Origin of the sequence: Acinetobacter sp. AHP123, from assembly GCF_023757925.1 — a bacterium.
In the GTDB taxonomy this organism is placed as follows: domain Bacteria; phylum Pseudomonadota; class Gammaproteobacteria; order Pseudomonadales; family Moraxellaceae; genus Acinetobacter; species Acinetobacter oleivorans.
In genome coordinates this window covers 3,301,300-3,322,133 of record NZ_CP092454.1, presented here as the reverse complement: position 1 = coordinate 3,322,133, position 20,834 = coordinate 3,301,300, and the positions used below count along the sequence as shown (strand labels likewise).

Annotated in this window: 19 protein-coding genes; 11 read left to right on the top strand and 8 right to left on the bottom strand. The window is 36.5% G+C overall.

Going from position 1 to position 20,834, the window contains the following annotated elements:
- Nucleotides 1–31: 31 nt before the first annotated feature.
- From MJX77_RS15775 to MJX77_RS15765, 3 genes are all read right to left on the bottom strand, one after another.
- On the bottom strand, nt 32–1,249 hold the full coding sequence (locus tag MJX77_RS15775) for an IscS subfamily cysteine desulfurase (protein ID WP_005304823.1): 1,218 nt from the start codon (nt 1,247–1,249) through the stop codon (nt 32–34).
- A gap of 1 nt (nt 1,250) precedes the next feature.
- Nucleotides 1,251–1,724 (bottom strand): Rrf2 family transcriptional regulator, encoded by a 474-nt coding sequence (locus tag MJX77_RS15770; RefSeq protein ID WP_004792640.1) that lies wholly within the window; start codon nt 1,722–1,724, stop codon nt 1,251–1,253.
- Between the two features lie 109 nt (nt 1,725–1,833).
- Nucleotides 1,834–2,481, bottom strand: a complete 648-nt coding sequence (locus MJX77_RS15765; protein ID WP_013198050.1) for a hypothetical protein — start codon at nt 2,479–2,481, stop codon at nt 1,834–1,836.
- A 208-nt stretch (nt 2,482–2,689) separates the two neighbouring features.
- On the opposite strand from MJX77_RS15765, the gene MJX77_RS15760 reads away from it, so the two are divergent.
- From MJX77_RS15760 to MJX77_RS15750, 3 genes are all read left to right on the top strand, one after another.
- The gene (locus tag MJX77_RS15760) at nt 2,690–3,145 is read left to right on the top strand and encodes a phasin family protein (RefSeq protein ID WP_252059609.1); all 456 of its coding nucleotides are present in this window, start codon (nt 2,690–2,692) and stop codon (nt 3,143–3,145) included.
- 168 nt (nt 3,146–3,313) lie between these two features.
- Entirely contained in the window at nt 3,314–3,586 is a 273-nt protein-coding gene (gene hbs, locus MJX77_RS15755; protein ID WP_001043034.1) for a non-specific DNA-binding protein Hbs, read from the top strand.
- 131 nt (nt 3,587–3,717) lie between these two features.
- A complete protein-coding gene (locus tag MJX77_RS15750; protein ID WP_107880057.1) occupies nt 3,718–5,583 on the top strand; it encodes a SurA N-terminal domain-containing protein in 1,866 nt (621 codons plus the stop codon).
- A 48-nt stretch (nt 5,584–5,631) separates the two neighbouring features.
- Here MJX77_RS15750 and MJX77_RS15745 read toward each other — a convergent pair whose 3' ends face one another.
- Nucleotides 5,632–6,576 (bottom strand): cupin domain-containing protein, encoded by a 945-nt coding sequence (locus tag MJX77_RS15745; RefSeq protein WP_416662256.1) that lies wholly within the window; start codon nt 6,574–6,576, stop codon nt 5,632–5,634.
- Between the two features lie 189 nt (nt 6,577–6,765).
- Between MJX77_RS15745 and MJX77_RS15740 the strand changes: the two genes are divergently transcribed.
- On the top strand, nt 6,766–7,989 hold the full coding sequence (locus MJX77_RS15740) for an alkane 1-monooxygenase (protein ID WP_252059607.1): 1,224 nt from the start codon (nt 6,766–6,768) through the stop codon (nt 7,987–7,989).
- Nucleotides 7,990–8,097: 108 nt separating this feature from the next.
- Here the strand turns inward: MJX77_RS15740 and MJX77_RS15735 are convergent, their stop codons facing one another.
- The 4 genes from MJX77_RS15735 to MJX77_RS15720 form a co-directional block, all read right to left on the bottom strand.
- Nucleotides 8,098–9,303 (bottom strand): acyl-CoA dehydrogenase family protein, encoded by a 1,206-nt coding sequence (locus MJX77_RS15735; protein ID WP_252059606.1) that lies wholly within the window; start codon nt 9,301–9,303, stop codon nt 8,098–8,100.
- A 23-nt stretch (nt 9,304–9,326) separates the two neighbouring features.
- Nucleotides 9,327–10,610 carry an acyl-CoA dehydrogenase family protein gene (locus tag MJX77_RS15730; protein ID WP_252061347.1) on the bottom strand — a complete coding sequence of 428 codons (1,284 nt, stop codon included), beginning with the start codon at nt 10,608–10,610 and terminating at the stop codon, nt 9,327–9,329.
- A gap of 229 nt (nt 10,611–10,839) precedes the next feature.
- Nucleotides 10,840–12,213 carry an ABC1 kinase family protein gene (locus MJX77_RS15725; RefSeq protein ID WP_005304840.1) on the bottom strand — a complete coding sequence of 458 codons (1,374 nt, stop codon included), beginning with the start codon at nt 12,211–12,213 and terminating at the stop codon, nt 10,840–10,842.
- Nucleotides 12,214–12,446: 233 nt separating this feature from the next.
- Nucleotides 12,447–12,749: a hypothetical protein gene (locus MJX77_RS15720; RefSeq protein ID WP_004792622.1), complete on the bottom strand. Its 303-nt coding sequence runs from the start codon at nt 12,747–12,749 to the stop codon at nt 12,447–12,449.
- Between the two features lie 190 nt (nt 12,750–12,939).
- Between MJX77_RS15720 and ybaK the strand changes: the two genes are divergently transcribed.
- From ybaK to MJX77_RS15685, 7 genes are all read left to right on the top strand, one after another.
- Nucleotides 12,940–13,407 (top strand): Cys-tRNA(Pro) deacylase, encoded by a 468-nt coding sequence (ybaK, locus tag MJX77_RS15715; protein WP_004792620.1) that lies wholly within the window; start codon nt 12,940–12,942, stop codon nt 13,405–13,407.
- Nucleotides 13,408–14,037: 630 nt separating this feature from the next.
- Entirely contained in the window at nt 14,038–16,185 is a 2,148-nt protein-coding gene (mtlD, locus tag MJX77_RS15710; RefSeq protein ID WP_252059605.1) for a bifunctional mannitol-1-phosphate dehydrogenase/phosphatase, read from the top strand.
- 105 nt (nt 16,186–16,290) lie between these two features.
- Nucleotides 16,291–16,917, top strand: coding sequence for a 2'-5' RNA ligase family protein (locus tag MJX77_RS15705; protein ID WP_252059604.1), 627 nt, complete (start codon nt 16,291–16,293; stop codon nt 16,915–16,917).
- The gene (cobU, locus tag MJX77_RS15700; RefSeq protein WP_151822708.1) at nt 16,905–17,423 is read left to right on the top strand and encodes a bifunctional adenosylcobinamide kinase/adenosylcobinamide-phosphate guanylyltransferase; all 519 of its coding nucleotides are present in this window, start codon (nt 16,905–16,907) and stop codon (nt 17,421–17,423) included. The genes MJX77_RS15705 and cobU overlap by 13 nt, the downstream gene beginning before the upstream one ends.
- A gap of 1 nt (nt 17,424) precedes the next feature.
- Nucleotides 17,425–18,480 carry a nicotinate-nucleotide--dimethylbenzimidazole phosphoribosyltransferase gene (gene cobT / locus MJX77_RS15695; RefSeq protein WP_151822707.1) on the top strand — a complete coding sequence of 352 codons (1,056 nt, stop codon included), beginning with the start codon at nt 17,425–17,427 and terminating at the stop codon, nt 18,478–18,480.
- Complete coding sequence (locus MJX77_RS15690) at nt 18,473–19,072, top strand: histidine phosphatase family protein (protein WP_252059603.1); 600 nt, start codon at nt 18,473–18,475, stop codon at nt 19,070–19,072. Before cobT ends, MJX77_RS15690 begins: the two co-directional genes overlap by 8 nt.
- Nucleotides 19,073–19,196: 124 nt before the next feature.
- Entirely contained in the window at nt 19,197–20,765 is a 1,569-nt protein-coding gene (locus MJX77_RS15685) for a histidine-type phosphatase (protein ID WP_252059602.1), read from the top strand.
- The last annotated feature ends 69 nt before the right edge of the window (nt 20,766–20,834 follow it).

Sequence of the window (20,834 nt, the reverse complement as noted above, 5' to 3'; positions counted from 1 at the left end):
ATATGAGGGTAAAAACACTGATTTCAATGAATTAGTGTTCAGCCCATTCAACTGTAGAAAGATCGATACCTTCTTTGTACATATCCCAAAGCGGAGAAAGTTCACGTAATTTCTCAACAGCGGCTTTGGTAATTGTAAGCACATGGTCAATATCTTCTTCAGTTGTGTATTTACCAAAACTGAAGCGGATAGAGCTGTGTGCTAGCTCATCAGATAAACCTAATGCGCGAAGAACGTATGAAGGCTCTAAAGTTGCAGAAGTACAAGCAGAACCACTTGATACGGCAGCATCTTTGAGCGACATCATTAAAGATTCACCTTCAACAAAGTTAAAGCTGACATTTAAATAGTTAGCAACGTTTTGAGTTGGATGGCCATTTAAGAAAACTTGTTCAAGATCTTGTAAACCATTCCAAAGCTTGTCGCGAAGCTTGCGAATACGCTCTTGTTCTGCTTGCATTCTTTTGCCAGCAATTTCAAAAGCTTCACCCATACCTACAATTTGATGAGTCGCTAAAGTACCAGAACGCATACCACGCTCATGACCACCGCCATGAATTTGTGCTTTTAAACGAACACGTGGGCTACGACGTACATATAATGCACCGATACCTTTTGGACCATAAATTTTATGAGCTGAGAAACTCATTAGGTCAATTTTCATAGTAGATAGGTCAATTTCAACTTTACCAGCAGCTTGAGCAGCATCTACATGAAAGAAGGTTTTATTGGCACGTGTTAATTCACCAATTGCTGCTACATCTGTAACTGTACCGATTTCGTTGTTTACCATCATAAGAGAAACAAGAACAGTATCAGGACGAAGGGCAGCTTTTACCATTTCAGGAGTAATTAAACCAGTTTGTGGTTCTGGTTCTAAATAAGTAATTTCAAAACCTTGGTCTTCTAATTCACGACAAGGATCTAGAACAGCTTTGTGTTCAATTTTACTTGTAATGATATGCTTGCCTTTAGATGCATAAAATTGCGCTACACCTTTTAGAGCAAGGTTATCTGATTCAGTTGCACCAGAAGTCCAAACGATTTCACGTGGATCAGCTTTAATTAAATTTGCAACTTGCTCACGTGCATATTCAACTTTCTCTTCTGCCTGCCAGCCATAAGCGTGGGAACGAGATGCAGCATTACCAAAGGTACCGTCGAAAGTTAAACACTCCATCATACGTTCTGCAACTTGCGGATCTACTGGAGTGGTTGCTGCGTAATCAAGATAAATTGGACGTTTCATATCAAATACCTGTACCCGATAAAAGAGCTGAATCTATGCCAGTCACATTTTGGCGTAATGCAACAGTTTGAACGTTGTCTCGGCTAATGAGGTCGGCAAGAGAGATTTTTGCTAAATAGTCGGCAATATGATGAGAGAGTTCTTGCCATAAATCGTGTGTGAGACACATTGCACCATTTTGGCAGTTACCTTTATGGTCGCAACGAGTTGCATCAACAGTTTCATTTACAGCTTCAATAATTTCTAACACAGTAATTTCATCAGCATTTCGGGCCAAATGATAACCACCATTTGCACCACGAACACTAGAAACTAACCCATGACGCTTAAGTTTTGCGAATAACTGTTCTAAATAAGCAACTGAAATGGATTGGCGAGCTGCAATTTCGGCGAGCGTGATCGTTTGTTCAGTTGGCTGCAAAGCTAAATCAAGTAGAGCAGTCACTGCGTAGCGACCGCGAGTTGTAAGGCGCATGATTCGATACACATGTTAAGACTAGATAATAGGATTTTATGAATCCCGACTAAAATAGTCAAGTTTTTTTATTTTTAATTCAAGTGCAGGAACAAAATGGAAAAATAATTTAAGCAACCCACAAATTATATATGAAATAAACAATAAATATCAGGCTAATTATACCAAAGGAGAAGTTAATATTCCGTTGACGCTGCTGTAAACGAGTAATTCGATTTTGATATTGTTTAATTTCTACATGAAGTGAATTGATTTCTGATCGTTGTTGATCAATTTTTTCAAGCAATGGGGCAATTCTTTTGCGTGAAGCAAGAGCTTCAGCTTCATCATCAGGTGTATTAAACCATTGCTTCCAGTCTGCTAAAAGTTTAGGCAGAGTAAGGTGTGAAATTAAGTCTAATAACTCTTTTTTAGTTTCTTCATCACCATCAATACGCATATTTTTAAGACTGCGCTGGTTTGAAAAAGCGAAAATCTTGATTAAGTCGATAAGAGTACTATTGATTTCAAGATCAATACGTCGGTCAAAAGAATGGATATCGAACAACAACCCCTTTTCTGTAAATTGAACATAAAAGTCAAAAAAAGGTAGATAGCTATTGATACGAATAGTCGTTTTGTTTGAGATAAACTTTTTCGCTTGCAAGCGAAGAACACCATCGTGGGTGAGAATAAATGAAAAGAAAGTTTCTAAAATAATTAGAACGATATTCAGCAACAGACGGGGATGTTTTTGTCTTTGTTGCGTTTCACTCATAAAAGTTTATCCTTACAAATAGCAGTTAACCGAAGAATGGGACATCCTATCCCAAACTTAACACAATGTCGTGTTAAATATATTTACATGACTTAATTGCTTTGTAGAACAGTTTTGTAAATGGATCAAGTCTTTACTTTGATATTATAGAAATATTTTGTGGTCAAATCAGTCATCATCTCTCTCATCTGATTAGGAGTTTAGATTAATGGATAATGCAAACATAGAGACACAAGCAGAAGAGTTAGAAGAAAAAAATAAATTAAAATCAAGAGGTTCAAGGAAATCAGCTTTGGATTTTAGAAAGTATACCAAGCAAATTTGGTTAGCTGGACTAGGAGCTTTTTCACGCGCAGAAGAAGAGGGCAACAAACTCTTTGATTCCTTAGTCAAAGTTGGTGAAGAACTAGAGTCAAAAACTGGAGACTTAGCAGATAACACTGTAGGCAAAGTCACAGAAAAAGCAAAAGAATCTGTATCTGAAACAAAAGATAAAGTAGAGAAAATTCTTGATACCAGTGTGAACCATTCTTTAAACCGGATTGGATTGGTCACTCCGAAGGATTTACAGCACATTGAACAGCTCTTGGTACAGCTTCATATTAAGGTGGATGCTTTAATAGAAGAAAACCAGCAATTGAAAGAAAAATTGAATAAAAAGTAAAAAATGTTGGGATTTAGCAAATATATAACAGTTTTTTAGCATTTATTTTCGCTAAAAGCCCTGCTCTAGTATTGCGTTTTCCCCCAAAGCATTGCTATAAAGGCGTCATGGCCTTTTAAACTATAGCCTTGGACCTTAAACAAACGATATTAAGAGGATGTTTTATTCATGAATAAATCAGAATTAATCGATGCAATTGCTGAAAAAGGGGGAGTATCTAAGACTGATGCAGGCAAGGCACTCGATGCGACAATTGCGTCAATTACTGAAGCACTTAAAAAAGGTGACACAGTAACTTTAGTTGGTTTTGGTACTTTCAGTGTTAAAGAACGTGCTGCACGCACTGGTCGTAACCCTAAAACTGGTGAAGAGCTTCAAATTAAAGCAACAAAAGTACCTAGCTTCAAAGCTGGTAAAGGTCTTAAAGATTCAGTAGCTTAATCTTTTAAGATGATTAAACGCGCCAATATAGGCGCGTTTTTTATTAAAAATCTGAATTGACCAATATTGCTCATTCATTGATTGTGGTTTTTCAGTTAAAATTCTCCTCGAAATAAAATATTGGAATACTTATGGAATCGTTTCGTACAGTCATTAAGGGTTGGCTCGGCAAAGTCCTTCTAATTTTGTTTTTGACCCCTTTAGCACTTGTAGGTATTGAAGGATATTTTAATAGGGGAAACAAGGCTGATGTTGCAAAAACAGTAAATGGCCAAGAAATATCTAAAAAAGACCTTGAAACTTTAACTCAGTCTTACAAAGAACAATATTTAGCTGCTGTTAAAGGCGATGAGAGTTTACTTAATTTGCCTGTTATTCAGGCTAAGGCACTCGATATTTTAGTGTCGCGTAATTTACTAATTCAACAAGCTGAAAAATTAGGTATCTCACTTAGTGATACTCAAATTGAGCAAATGTTAGCTCAACAGCCTAGTTTGCAAGAGAATGGACAGTTCTCGCAAAAACTCTATGAAAATTACTTACGTTCTATTGGTATGACAAGTCAGGGCTTAATTGCTAGTCTTCGTCAAGATCATGCTTTAAAAATGCTAACGTCAACTTTTTCTGATTACTCTTTAGTAAGTAAAGTTGATTTAATGCAAATTGCGAATTTGCAAACTGAACAACGTACATTACATTTGGCTAGTATTAAATTAGATGGTTATAAAACTGGTTTAACTGCTTCTAATCAAGAAGCTACAGATTATTACAACAAACATCAAAATGAGTTTAAACAACAATCTTCTGTTGATGTGGATTATGTGGTTGTGTCGCCATCACTAATGGCTAAACCAGCTCCTGCAACTGAAGCTGAACTTCAACAAGCGTATAGCAAGTTTGTTGAAACTCAGAAAAAAGATGCTAAACGTACTGTGAAGCATATTTTAATTACTACAGATGCTCGTGATGATGCCGCAGCTCAAAAACTTGCTAAAGAAGTATATGCGAAAATTCAAGGCGGTCTGACATTTGCACAAGCTGCATCTCAGTTCTCTGAAGATCCAAGTTCGAAAGCAAAAGGTGGTTTAGTTGAAGCATATGCACCAGGTGTTTTTTCCGATGCATTTGATAAAACTGTAGTGAGCTTGAAAAATGGACAGATTTCTCAACCAGTAAAAACTCAATATGGTTATCATATTATTGAGGCAGAAACTCAAGCTAATCAAATCCCTTCATTCGAAGCTGAAAAGGCGCGTTTAACTGCTGAGGTTGAAAAGAATAAAGTTGCGACTGTTTATTCAGATACTGTAAACAGTTTAAATGAAACGATTGTTGGTAATGACTCTTTAGAAGCTGTTGTACAAGAAGTAAAAGGTACAAAAGTTGAATCATTAAATGGCGTAACTTTAGCTACACAAAATCCATATTTAAGTGATCCAAATGTTAAAATTAAATTGTTTAATGATGACGTGAAAAATGGTGACCGTAATGCATCATCTAATATTCAGTTAGCGAATGGTGATACGGTATGGGTTAAAGTACGTGATTATCATGCTGCTGGTGTAAAACCTTTAGCGCAGGCGATGAATGAAGCAAAAGCAAAAGTTATCGATGAAAAAGCGCGTAAAGCTGTTCAAGCTAAAATTGCTACAATGCTAGCTGAATTTAAAACTCAACCAGCAGATCAAGTAGTTGCTAAAAATAAAGTAGCATTTGAATCGGCTGGCGTATTTAGTCGTTCACAAGGATTAAAGCGTGAAATTGAGCGCGCGGCATTTAGTGCAGCTACACCTAAGCCAGGTATGTGGTCTGTTACAACTGCAAATTTACCAAATGAGCTAGTTGTTGTTGCAGTTTCAAATGTAAATTCATCTGCTGCTAATGCTATTCCTGCTGATCAGTTACAGCAGTTAAAGCAACTTTATCGTCAGTCACGTGGCCAACAAATATTGGAAGATTACAGTCAATATTTAAAATCACATGCGAAAATTAAATAATAATTTGATTCAATAAAAAAAGCGCCTCGGCGCTTTTTTTATTGGCAGTTAATCTAAGCTGTGCCCAATATATTGCTGTCTATATTGTTTAGGAGATAGATCAAAAATTCGCTTAAATGCCTGACTAAATGCTGTTTCAGATGAATAGCCAACCTTATTTGATATTTGCTGAATTGATAAGTTACTTGTGCGTAAATACTGACTGGCTAAACGGAAACGGTAATGCTGTAAATAAGTTAGAGGTGGCTCACCAATAATACTACTAAACAAATTTGCAAATTTAGAACGTGACATACAGCATTGTTCAGCTAAAGATTCAACTGTCCATGTGACTTCTGGTTGGCTATGAATAGCAGATAGTGCATTGCTCAGTTCTGGATGAGTTAAGGCACTTAACCAGTTTTGTTGATCTGTCATCTGTTGAATATGATCACGAATACATTCAATGAGCAAAATACTGACTAAGTGATCAATAATTTTGTCGTGACCTGGCCTGATTTTTTGAGTTTCAATTGCTAGAAAATAAAGCCCAATTTGTAGCCATTCGGGTGGAGTAGTTTGATTTTCATGCTTAATATGCATGATGGACGGCAGGGCATTAATGAGTGGCCCAGCCATATGAGTATCGATTTGGCAGCGTAAAGATAGCAATAATGTATTATCTGGAGATGAAGTACCAAATTCGATGGCATCTTGTCTATGACCATTAAAAAGCGATGTTATATCTAAAGAATCTACCAACTTACTCGCTGTTGATTTTGAGTCAGTCGCACTATGTGCTTTCCCTGAAGGAATTAAAATAATATCGCCAGCAGTCGCAGTTATTTTTTCTGAAGTGTTAAGTTGAATATATACAGAACCAGTTAAAACAATATAAGCAAGTAGAGCAGATTGATCTTGTGTTTTAAAAGCCCATTCTCCTTGCGCTTTTAAATAGATGTATTCAGACTTATTCAGGTGAATATCATCAAAAAATTTACTTAGTGCATCCATATTTAAATGATCAATCATTATTTTAATAAAATTATAGTGAGCTATAAGAATAGATCAACATGTGTTTTTAGGACAGAAAAGTGGAAGAAAATGCCAAAGACTTTAACATAGGTTTTTTGGACGGTTACTACTGTTAACTAAACACTATTTCTTTAACTATATAGACATATAGAAAAAGGAAATATAGCTATGAATGCACCAGTAAATGTTCAGCACGAACTTATGCCAGTGCCTGCGTCTATGCGTGAAATAGATCGCAAACGCTTTTTATGGATGATTAGTCCTGCTTTACCTGCTATCGGTTTAGCTATTTTAGCTGGTTATCAGTTTGGTCCACGCCCTTTGAAAAAAGTCTTCGCATTAGGTGGCCCACTTTTATTACATGTTGTGATTCCTGCAATTGATACTATTATTGGGAAAGATGCTCGAAATCCGACAGATGAAGAAATTAAGCTTTTAGAAAAAGATCCATATTATTCACGTCTTGTGAAGAGCTTTATCCCTCTACAGTATGCTGCGAATGTTTATGCATGTTATTTAACAAGTCGTAAAACAACATCTTTTATTGATAAGATTTTACTTGGTATCTCAATGGGTGCAATCAATGGTATTGCGATTAATACAGCCCATGAGTTAAGTCATAAGCATGATCGTATAGACCATATTCTGTCTCATCTTGCTTTAGTTCCAACTGGCTATAATCATTTCCGTATTGAGCATCCTTATGGTCATCATAAGCGTGCAGCAACACCAGAAGATCCAGCTTCATCACGTATGGGTGAAACATTCTATGAGTTTTGGCCACGTACTGTTGTTGGTTCTTTTAAATCTGCAATAGAAATTGAAAAAAATCGTTTGAAACGTAAAGGTAAAGAATTCTGGTCTTCAGATAATGAACTATTACAAGGCTGGGGAATGACTGCTGCTTTTCATGGTTCTATGGTTGGAATCTTTGGTAAACGTACAATTCCATATTTAGCGACACAAGCATTTTATGGCATTAGTCTTTTTGAGATTATTAACTATATTGAGCATTATGGTTTATTACGTCAGAAAAAAGAAAATGGTCAATATGAGCGTACAATGCCAGAGCATAGCTGGAACAATAATAACGTTGTAACAAACTTATTCTTGTACCAATTGCAGCGTCATTCAGACCATCATGCTTATCCGACTCGTCCATTCCAAGCATTGCGTCATTTTGACGAGGCACCTGAGCTACCAAGCGGTTATGCCAGTATGTTATTACCAGCATTAATCCCTTCATTGTGGTTTAAAATAATGGATAAGCGAGTTTTTGATCATTATAAAGGTGATTTAAACAAAGCAAATATTTCGTCAAAACGACGTGCAAAAATCTTTAAGAAATTTGGTGTAGTTGATAAAGCGTTAGACAGTACAACTACCGAATAAATAAAAAATTTAATTCCTGAAATACGAAGCCCTCTAGTTTAATCGCTAGAGGGCTTTTAAGTTTTTACATAAAAAGCTAATAAAAGAAGGGGAAATTTCCCTTAATTATTATTTTAGTTCGCTAGAAGATTTACCCAGTTCTCGGCGGGCAATGATTAATTGCTGGATTTGCTGAGTACCTTCAAAGATATCGAGAATTTTCGAATCACGTGCCCATTTTTCAAGTAACTCATCTTCGTTATAGCCCACACTTGCTGCCAATTCGACACATTTTAAAGTGATCTCATTACCCACACGACCTGCTTTTGCTTTTGCAATAGAAGCTTCCTTAGAGTTTGGTTTTTTGTTATCTGCCATCCACGTTGCTTTTAACATGAGTAGGCGAGCGGCTTCCCACTCAGCTTCCATACGGTAGATTTGAGCTGCAAGGTTAGAAGCATGGAGGTAGGGGGTAGAGTAATTAGGATCGAGTTGATCTTTAAAAATCTCTTTAATACGTTCTAGTGAAGCTTTAGCGCAACCGATTGCCATTGCTGCAACTAAGGGGCGAGTATTGTCAAAAGTTTCCATTACTCCAGCAAAACCTTTAGCGACATCTACTTCAGCATTACCTAAAAGGTTTTCGGCTGGCACACGGCAATCAATAAAACTAATCACTGCCGTATCTGAAGCTTTAATTCCTAATTTATGTTCAAGACGTTCAACCTTCATTCCCAGTGTACCTTTAGGTACCACAAATGATTTAATCGCTGCACGTCCAAGTTTGCGATCAAGCGTGGCCCAAACGACGACAGAATCTGCACGTTCGCCAGAGGTCACAAAAATCTTTTCACCATTTAAAATATAGTCATTGCCATCTTTTGTTGCAGTGGTGCGGATAGCAGCAGAGTCAGAGCCACATCCTGGCTCAGTAATTGCCATTGCTGCCCATGTTCCGTTGAACCGCTCTAATTGCTCATCATTTGCGACAGCAGCAATTGCTGAGTTCCCAAGCCCCTGACGTGGCATACTCAGCAATAAGCCAGTATCGCCATAACACATTTCAATAATTCCAAGAGCAGTCGACATGTTGGTTCCGTTACGAACACTCTCACTGTCTGTATCACCGCGCTTTCCAGCACCTGCAGCTCCAGCATTAATACCTTCGCCACCTTCATTCATACCGTCAATGAGTGAAGCGAGCATATCGAGCTCTTTGGGATAAGCATGCTCAGCTTTATCATATTTACGAGAAATAGGGCGTAAAACATTGATCGCAACATCGTGTGCCTGATCAATCATCATCTTGAATTTTTTAGGATTTTGTAAATTCATTAAAGTATCCTCTGATTGATCATTTAAGCATGTAAGCCAGATTGTAAAATTGCAGTAGCGCGTAGATCGCGGTACCAGCGTTCAACTGGATGTTCTTTTGTGAAACCATGTCCCCCAAGAATTTGCACGCCATCCGTACCGATTTTCATGGATTTTTCAGCACAAAGTAGTTGGGCCAGATAAGCTTCGCGGTGGAATGACTTGCCTGATTCTGCAAGGCTTGCTGCGTTTAAAACCAGCATACGCATTGCATCAATTTCAATAGCCATATCTGCAATCATGAAAGCGACACTTTGGCGATGAGAAATTGGTTCACCGAAAGCAGTTCGTTCATTGGCATATTTAATACAATAAGCTTTAACAGCTTCACATGTACCTACAGCCATTGCACACCACATTAAGTTGCCCAAATCTAAAAAAGCAGTGTAGTCAAAATCTGTTGCACCTAAGCGTAGAGCAGGAGTGTGATTAAAGCGAAGAGTTGCAGTTTCTGTGGCTTTAAGGCCCATGGCCGGAGTATTTTTAATTGAAATTGTGTCACCGCATTGCACGACAAATACGTCTGGTTTGCCGTTAAAGTCTGCACTTACTAAAAATACATCAGCTAAATCACCTAAAATCACTAATGTTTTTTCGCCATCAATAAAAAACTGATCATTTTCAAGTGATGCTTTTGTTTTTAAAGCATAAGGATTAAATGCTGGAGTTGCTTCTTGAACTGCAAAGGTTGCTGTAATGTCTGAGTCTTCTGCAAAACATGGTAGATACATTGACTGAACTTCAGCAGAACCCCAACGTGTGATTGCATTGATAACGCTAAATGTACTGAGTAATCCTGCTGTAAGGCTAAAATCACCTTCAGCTAGTTTTTCAGCTATTAATAGATTACTTACAATATTTTGTTCGGTCGCGACACCACCTAATGCCTCTGGAAGTGCATAGTAGTTAAGACCTAAATCTTCAACATATTGCCAAAGACTTTCAGGAAACTGGGCATTCTGGTCAGCTTCATGTGCTAATCCTAATAAAACCTCTTGAGCAAATTGAGACATTGCATCAGAAGTCATTTGTTGTTCTTCAGTTAGGCTTAAATCAAATAGATTTTTTTGTTGGCGAGGTAATCGTTGTTGGGAGATCTGTTTAGGTTTAAATACTTTTTGAGTCTGGCTTAATGCTTTAAAACCAGCTTTTGAACCTTGATAAAGAGATTTTTCAACAAATTTACGCAACTTGAGTTGATCAAGTACATCGCTTCCAGCCAATCTGGTGATCAGCGATAAACCCAAACCCTGAGCTTTATTGATCATACTTGTCATGATTATGGTGTCCTAACACGTTGTTATTGTTTTATGCTGACACGCCTCATATTAAAAAACTATGTCGTTACTGACATTGAAAAAATGAGTAGATAAATGGCAAATAGAAAATAATAAAATTATAAGTTTTTGATTTTGTTTATTTAAAATTATTTAATTGTTGGGTGGATTGAGAGCTATTGACTAGAATGACATATAATCATTCTAGTCCTTTATTAAATTAAGCAAAGTTACGAATCATACGTCGCACATTTGTTTTTGCATCAATAACTGTCATAAACGTATAGGCCCCAATAAACTTACGGCTAATAAACATAAATTCTTTTGGAGGAACTGAGAAATAACGTGACGCCATTGATTTACTTGCTTGCTGCATAACACGGCTATGTAACTGACTTTTCTTCCAGTCATAACGTTCATGTTCATCCATAAGGCCAGCGGGCATATCTGGATTATTTGCAGGGGTACTAAATGCTTCTGTAGCGATTAGAAAAACATCGGCCATGCCTGGTTTAATGCTTTCAGGCATTGCATCAAAAAATTCATATCCAGTCATGGCTTGTACCATCGCATTTTTATCATGCTGATAACCTGCCTGAATGAGTTGACGTGCAACTGCTAAAAGGTGTTCATCAAACTGACGGATAGCACCAAAATCTAATAATACAATTTTGTCTTGAACGTCTTGGCCATTACCTAAACGAACAAGGTAATTACCAAAGTTAGGGTCAGTCTGCATTTCACCCCATTCAAAAATTTCACGAACTGCAATTTCAAGTGAAGCTTCACCAAGTTGATTACGACGCTCTTGAGGCAAAGACAACATCACAGGGCTATTGATTGGAACACCGCGTTCGAAAGTCATGCAAAGTACTTGATTAGTGCAGTATTCATCTACAATTGTCGGAACAATATAACGCTCGTCATCTTTTAAGCGTTCACCGAAACGACGGGTAGTGGCAGCTTCAACATCATAGTCAACTTCACGATGCATCATTTCACGTACTTCATCAAACCACTGATCGAATTCACGGGTTTGTGGCACCATACGTGTCAGTTTAAGCATGTTTTTAAATAAGCTCATATCTGAATCAATTGCATTTGCGACGCCAGGATATTGGATTTTTAAAACTAGCTCTAAGCCGTCTGATTTACGTGTTGCACGATGTACTTGTGCGAGAGAAGCAGTACCAATTGGTTCATGATCAATCGTTAAATCATTTAACTTAGCGCCTAGTTGCTCTTGTAAATGTGGCTTAATTGCAGGCCAATCTAAGGCAACGGTTTGGTTATTTAGGGTATTTAATGCTTGTGTAATCTCTTCTGGTAAAAAGTGTTCACCATAAAGAGCCATCATTTGGCCAATTTTAACAATAGAACCCTTAAGTTTACCTATTTCAGAAACCAGATAATTAGCTTGTTCGCTCATCGCTTTTTTGCGTTTCTTTTCTTTTTCTTCTTCATTAGAAAATAAAGAAGAGGCACTTGCAGTTGCCCAACGTGTTCCTGCAAGTAAAGAAGCTTTCGCGATTGATAAGCGTCGATCCATGGAAGAAGTTTTTAAACTCTTAAGCTTATCTTTCTGATTTGACATGAAAATAGAATCCTATGCGCATCATGCAGCCAAACGCTGGTGATCTAAAATTGTAACGAATATTACATGTTTTGAGCGTATTAAAATAGTTCTCTCAGACTGAATGATAGGCCGAAATGGTCATCTTTATTCCAATAATTCTTAAATAGCCTAAGTAATTTAGAAATTTAAGAAATTAAAACAATTCAGATGAGTAAAACTAAGATAAAACAGATCTTTGATAACAAAATGGATTACATTTTAAATTGAATCTTTAATTCAGATTTCTGCATCAAATGCAGACGATTGGTCTGAATATGTTGCAATAACATCTGTTTGACTGAATCATGCATAAAACCAAGTGCATGAGCTTTTACTATAATGATGCTAGGAAGGGTGTAAAAGAAGTACTTAACATCATCAAGAGTTGCGTTATTAAAAATACCTTGTTCAATTAACGTCTGCTGCAAAAATTGCTTTTCATTTAATACAGAATCTGATGATTCATCCCAAAAACGGTGACGCATAGCCATCAGATTGTTGTGTTTATAACTCATAAAATTGTCAGCTCAGACTTCAAATCTAAATAAAATATATGGAGTCGAGCAACGAATATCAAGTTGAGATTATTTTTTCTTCAGTTGCTGTTTGAATTTTTATGTAACTCTTGTAAATAGCCTAAGTAAATTTAAAAATTTTTCTAAAAAAACTATAATCGAAACAATTTCATCTATAACACCACTTATCATGACTCCTGCATGTAGATTGTTAAAAAGTAATAAAATCGAATTTTCTATTCATGAATATGAACATGATTCAAATGCTAAAAGTTTTGGATTAGAAGCAGCCGAAAAATTAGATTTAGATGTAAACGAAGTATTTAAAACTCTAATGGTAAGTGACGATAAAAATTATTTCGTTGCTGTCTTACCAGTTAATCATCAATTAAATTTAAAAAAAGTAGCTACGGCGTTTGGATGTAAAAAATTACAGATGGCTAATCCTAAAGATGCTGAACGTTTAACAGGATATTTAGTAGGAGGGATTAGTCCTTTAGGTCAAAAGAAAAGATTAAAAACGGTCATTGATGCATCAGCTCAAAACTTTAATAAAATTTATGTAAGTGGTGGAAAAAGAGGGCTGGATATTGGTTTAAATCCAAAAGATTTAGCTCAGCTTTTAAATGCTCAATTTGTTGATGTACTTGATCAATAATAATGGCTTAAAAACTTACTTTAAGAACTAACCATGATTCTCTATCTGTATTGAGAAAGTACTTTATTGCAGATCTTTTTTTCAAAAAAGAGAGAAGCACAAATAATGAAGAAAATGCTTGAACTATTAAATGAAAATGATTATCATTATTGTTAATGGCGATGTAGCTATTTTCTAATAAGGAGCAAAGACATTGGTTGTAATATCAATCTTATATTCTATTCGTTCATGCTCATTTTCTTACGAATTTTAGAGTTATACCAGAAGCACCAACAATGAGAATAGCGAAAGGTGAGTTGATTCCTGGTATGTGACACCTGCGTGACATTATAAAAATATGCGGGTGCAAGTAGCGGTAAATGGAACTAAGAAAAATAAATACTATCAGTGCAACAAAAAGAATAAACCAAGAGTGGCAAGCGAGGATGGCTTGCCACTCTTGTATTTACAGTTAGCTTCATACTTATTCATATTGTTCAACCTTTTTAGAGTTTTAACACTGCTCAGTAACAGATCTCTTATATTTTTGATTAAAAAATAACCACTAATGTTTCATTTATTAATATCCCGCCTTTTTAACCAATTTTTTGTATACCCTGAATAAAACATGATCAAAAAAGAGGTAAAAGCGTGCTTATTTTTCATGGAAAACCTGTTCATGGAGCAATTTTTGATATGGATGGGACAATGTTTGATACTGAGAGGTTGCGGTTTCAAACATTGCAACATGCATCTCAAGAACTCATTGGACAGGAGTTTTCACACGAATATTTAATGCAATGTTTAGGTTTAAGTGCAACTACTGCTGAACAATTGGCTCAACGTTTATATGGCGTAAATGTTCCCTATAAAGAAATACGAAAAAGAGCCGATGAGATGGAACTCGAATATATTCGAAAACACGGCGTACCGATTAAAAAAGGTTTAGTTCAAGTTTTAGAACGTTTACGAAAATCTGGCTTAAGAATGGCTGTTGCGACTTCAAGCCGTAGAGCAATTGCCGAAGAATATTTAATTAATGCGAATGTTTATAAATTTTTTGATGTGATTACCTGTGGTGATGAAGTCGAACAAGGAAAGCCGCATCCTGAAATCTTTTTAAAAGCTGCTAGTCAACTTCACTTGGATGCTAACCAGTGTCTTATGTTTGAAGATTCTGAAAATGGTTTAACTTCGGCTCACACTTCAAAAGGTTTGACGATTTTATTAAAAGATATTAAAGAACCAAATGATGAAATGCTGGAAAAAGCACATTTTTATTATGATCAGATGTATGACTTGTTAACTGATCTTGACCAATTTATTCCTGTTATGGATATGCCAGAGATGCAGGAGCCTTTTCCGCAAAGCCTAAATCAACTGACGGTTGGAATACATGGTTTCGGCGCTATTGGTGGTGGTTATATAGCGCAAATCTTGTCACATTGGGATGGGTACACAAAACCAAAGAGAATTATTGCTTCAACACGTAATAGTCTTTTTCGAGAAGCTGTGAATGCATTTGGAACTTATAGTATTCGCTATGGTCAATTTTCTTATGATGAACGTATTGAGAATATGACCATTGTTGATTCTGACAATGAACAACAAATGTTAGAGATGTATACACATTCAAGTTTGATTGCACTTTGCTTACCTGAGCAAGCTATAGAGGCTGAGTCAAAAATAATCGCAAAAGGATTATATGCACGTTTTAACTCGCCCCTTGAAACATGTATTGAACCGCTAACTTTTCTAATTATTTTAAATAAAGTCGGTGCGAAATATTTGGTTATGAAGCATCTTAGAGAAGCTCTACTAGAGTTAACCAATGATGAAGACGTAACTGAACATATTTTAAAAGAACATTACTTTTGCGACACCGTTGTAAACCGTATGGTTTCGAAACTATCTAATCAAAATTTATATCGTCAACTTCGCATTAAGCATCACTTTCTTGAACAGCATTTATCTGATGTCGAGCATGAAGAACAAGTCGAAATTGAAGATTGCAATAAACTGACTCAAGATCAGCAAAACCAGGCATCTTTATATGTTGATAACATGCGCCGTAATTTCCAGCCAGGTCATATATTACAAAGCATGGACCTAATTCTGTTTCATAGCGAAACGGATATGCCAATTTATGTAGAAAAAAGCAGTCCTTTACTCGAAAAGTTACGTCAAGTTGTCTTGGTTAATCAGATTACAGATATACAATTAATCAAAAACCGATTATGGAATGGCGTGCATGCCATGCTTGCTTGGTACGCATCTTTACTAGGTTATGAATCTATTGGTGTTGCCATGGGTGATCATTCAGTTAAAGCCTTTGCAGAAAACTTAATTAGAGAAGTAAAGCAAGGGCTTGCAATAGTATTACCTAACTATGCAAAAGATTTGGATCGCATGGCACAAAGTTTTCTAGACTCATGTGAATATGCTTTTAAAGACCCTTGTCAACGAGTTGCTAGAGATCCACTTCGCAAATTAACTCACAATGAAAGAGTAATTGCGTCAATTGAGGTGAATATAGGTCATGATTTGCCTTATAAAAACTTATTAAAAGGCGCTGCGCTAGGGTATGCGTATGCAATTCAATATTTAGAAATTGAAGAGGCTGATGTAATCAAACATTTACAACAGCAAATTCAAAAAATGGATATGAATACTACCCAAAAAAGACAACTTGAAGTTGAGTTAACGCAATTAGTTCAATATTTATTTTCTGAACAAGGCAAACAGCCTTTAAACATGAATACTACCAACTCCAAAAGTACGCGTACTCAGTATGCTTAAGTTCGTTTAAATAATTAATGTTCTACAACTGAAAGGCAAACGTGCTTTAATATGAAAATTGAATGATTTTGAATTAAAGCTGTGCTGCTAAAACCTTCGACGTTCATGGTGCCAACCTCTATACGGGATTATCCCGAATGGCATCTTGGGCGCCAAAATTATGCTTTATGGTATTTAGAAATTAATGATCAAAAAATAGTTGATTATTTAGATGCCTTGCGCGCGCATTTTTCAAAATTCTTATTAGAACCCAATAGCCGTCAATATCATATCACGCTGTTTATATGTGGATTTTTAACCCACAAAACTAGAATCTATCGTGATGACTTTAGTTTGAGTGAGTTGGAGCAGCAAAGGGAAATTTTAAGAAAAGAAAATTTTTCCTCATTTCAATTAAAAATTGGTTCTGTTGATAGCTTTAGTAGCGCTTTATTTGTAGAAATCCAAGATACCGATAATTTTTTATCTCACATACGTCAAAAATTAGGCATAGTTTCTAATGAAATTGCTGCTTTAGATTACTATCCTCATATCACGTTAGGCTTATATAAAAACATCTATAGTAGTGATTTGATTTTGCAAAAAATTTCTCAATTACCTGTACAATACAAAAACGCTGAATTTGAACTGAAAGTTGAGCATTTAACGTTTGGTTTTTATGAAGCTCAAACTTTACAAGGTAAGCTGTTTTCGTATCAGCATTTGTTTTTAGGTGATTCATGTTGCAACTGATTTTGGGCGGTGCCCGCTCTGGCAAAAGTCGACTCGCTGAACAAACGGCAATATCTACACAATTACCTGTGACTTATGTGGCGACAGCGCAAGCGCTTGATCCAGAAATGCAAAGTCGAATTGCACATCATCAAAATCAGCGTCCTGCACATTGGTCGTTAATTGAAGAACCATTATTTTTAGCAAATGCTCTGAAAAAAATTGATCAACCTAATCAAATTATTTTGGTGGATTGTTTAACGCTTTGGCTAACCAATTTGTTACTTTTAGATGATCAAAGTGTTCAACAACTTGAGTGTGAGCAACTATTAAAAGTTTTACCTACGCTTGAGTCAGAAGTTATTTTAGTAAGTAATGAAACGGGTTTAGGCGTTGTGCCACTCGGTGAGATAAGTCGACGATTTGTCGATGAAGCAGGCAGACTACATCAAGCTCTAGGGCAAATTGCAGATAAGGTTGTGTTTTGTGTGGCTGGTTTTCCCATGATTTTAAAAGGTGAGAAATAAAATGAACTGGTGGTTAGAGTCTGTACAGCAACCAAATTTGGACGCAAAACAACAAGCAGAGCAACATCAACTCCAACTCACAAAACCTACTGGTGCCTTAGGTGATTTAGAACTGATAGCAGTTAAACTTGCCAGTTTACAGTCAAATGCACATCCACAAGCTAACCATCCATGGATTACTATTTTTGCGGGCGATCATGGTGTGGTTGAAGAAAATATCTCTGCATACCCTCAAGCCGTAACCCGTCAAATGCTGCAAAACTTCACGACCGGTGGTGCAGCAATTAGTGTAATTGCCAAATATCATCAAGCTCATTTGCAAGTGATTGATTGCGGTACAGTAGGTGAAGCGTACGAATACGTAGGTGTTGAACGTCATTGTATTCGTGCTGGTACAGCAAATTTTGCAAAACAAGCTGCAATGAATACTGAAGAGTGTCGTGCTGCTCTAGAGTTAGGTAAAAATAGTGTAGACACAGCTAAAGCCGACGGCGCAGATATTTATATTGCGGGTGAAATGGGTATTGGAAATACTTGTTCCGCTTCTGCCTTAGCATGTCTTTTATTAAATGATACTGCTGAGCAATTAACTGGAGTAGGGACAGGAATTGGTGCCGATCAGTTAAGACATAAAATTGAAGTAATTGAACAAGCAATCGAACTTCACCATAAACATGTTACTGGTGATGCGTTCAAAACATTGTGTGCTGTAGGTGGATTGGAAATTGCAGCAATTGTAGGTGCTTATATTCGATGTGCGCAGATAGGCTTACCTATCATTGTGGATGGTTTTATTAGTTCGGTTGCTGCTTTATGCGCGGTACGAATGAACCCTAAAGTACGTGACTGGATGTTGTTTGGTCATCAATCGGCAGAGTATGGACACCGTCGTATTTTGCAAGAACTCAATGCAGAGCCGATTTTAAAAATGAATTTACGGTTAGGTGAAGGTAGTGGTGCAGGTACTGCTTTGTCATTAGTTAAAATGGCATGTGTATTACACAACCAAATGGCTACTTTTGCTCAAGCTGCCGTAAGCGGGGATAAAATTGGGTAAATTCAGAATTGATTTGCTCAGACATGGCGAGAGTCAATATAGCCATACTTTACGTGGACATTTAGATGATGAGTTAACGGCAAAAGGTTGGCAGCAAATGCAGTCAACCATTGAGCAAGTTGCAAATCAGTCATGGGATGTCATTATAAGTTCATCATTAAAACGTTGTGCTTGTTTTGCTGAGCAACTTGCAAAGACAACTCAATTACCTTTACTTTTAAATCATGACTTAAAAGAAATGTATTTTGGTGAGTGGGAAGGTATTTCAACTCAGCAAATTTATGAAACTTCACCAGAATTACTGGCAAATTTTTGGCAAAAACCGAGTCAGTATTGCCCACCTCGTGCAGAAACATTAATGCAGTTTCAAACAAGGGTTCTTAAAGGCTTTCAAGAACTACTCGTAGAAATGCAAAACCAAAACTGGCAACATGGATTGGTTGTTACCCACGGTGGTGTAATTAAGCTATTGGCTTGTTTAGCCAAGCAACAATCTTTAGATGATTTACTGAAAATGCCGGCAGAGCTTGGGAAATTATATTCATTCGAATTTTCTGAAACAGATGGTCAATTAACTTTCATGTTGAGATAGCAAATTTATATTTTTATACATATGTAAGTTATTATTTTTATAAAAATATTTGAGTATTTGTAATAGAGCTGTCATTGCTAAAAATTAAGCTATTGGCATTTCTTATTAATCACTCATCTGACTTATGAATATTTTATTTAAAACGACTGTGCTCGCAGCATCATTATTACTTGTGGCTTGTAACAATAATGATGATCAAGACATTCAAACAACTGCCCCAACAAATTCATCAAAATATTATCAAACTAAAACGCCTTACCAACCACAACAAGAAATAAAAAACTATGAACAAGCACCCAATGGGTTCCAGCCAGTTTTTACCGAGTTAGTGGCACGTCACGGTTCAAGAGGTCTCTCAAGTCTGAAATATGATTTGGCACTTTATAATTTATGGAAACAGGCAAAAGCAGAAAATGCCTTAACACCATTAGGTGAACAATTGGGTGCAGATTTAGAAGCAATGATGAAAGCCAATATCTTATTAGGCTATGGCGTGGAAGGAATTCGCCAGTACGGTTATGGAAATGAAACCATGACCGGTATTTTAGAACACCGTGGCATTGCAGATCGTTTATTACAACGCTTACCAAGTCTTTTAAATTCGCAAGCATCTATATTGGTACAAAGTTCTGGAGTGGATCGTGCAGTAGATAGTGCTAAATTCTTCACGGCTGAACTCATTCAACAACAACCGCACCTTAAAGATAAAATTGTGCCAACGTCTTATACTGATTTATCGAGTGCAAGCGTTCCAAGTATTGAAGATGGTGGTGTTGATCGTTTTAAACTCTATTTTCATAGTTTGAATGCAGATGAAGATTTACCTCAGCCATTAAGTCCTAATCAACAAAAAATTTATGATGCTAGTCAGGCCTATCAAGATTTTGAAGAAAATAATAAAGATTTAGCCCAAAAGTTAGATGAGTTATCAAAAAATACAGAAGCTGAAAAAACAGCCCAAACTGTACTTAATCCGATTTTTAAAGCAGACTTTATTAAAAAACTGGGCACAACAGGTTATAGCTTTAGCAATACCGGATCCTTTACAGTAACTTCACCTAAAGGTGAGCAAATTACAGAAAAAGGTAAGGGTAAAAATACAATCGCCAGTGCAGTTGATGCAGCAGCTTATATTTATGAGCTCTATTCAATTTCTGGTGGTATGAAAGATGAGTTAAAGGGTATCGATTTTGATAAATATATGCCGTTAGATGCTGCGAAATTCTACGCTGAATTTAATGATGCAAACGATTTTTACGAAAAAGGTCCAAGTTTTACCGAGTCAAATCAAGTCACAAGTGAAATTGCTCAAGGACTTAAACAGGACCTGTTCCAACAAGTTGACGCCGTAGTGAATAAAGCTCAGCCTTACAAAGCAGTTTTACGGTTTGCCCATGCTGAAATTATTATTCCTTTGGCAACGAGCCTAGATTTACATAATATGATGCAGCCTTTACCACTACGTCAGACTTATAATTACTCAACCAGTGCATGGCGCGGTGAAGTAGTTTCACCTATGGCGGCAAATGTCCAATGGGATATTTACCAAAATAGCCAAGGCAATACTTTGGTTAAAATGCTTTATAACGAAAAAGAAACTTTGTTCAAATCTGCATGTAACTATGCACGTTATACACCAATTAGTTTTTACTACGACTACATTAAATTGAAACAGTGTTATCAAATGCAATAGATTTTCAGTTTTTGGAGTCTTTAATGGGAATAGGGATTGCTATTCCCATTTTTATTTCTTCATAATCCA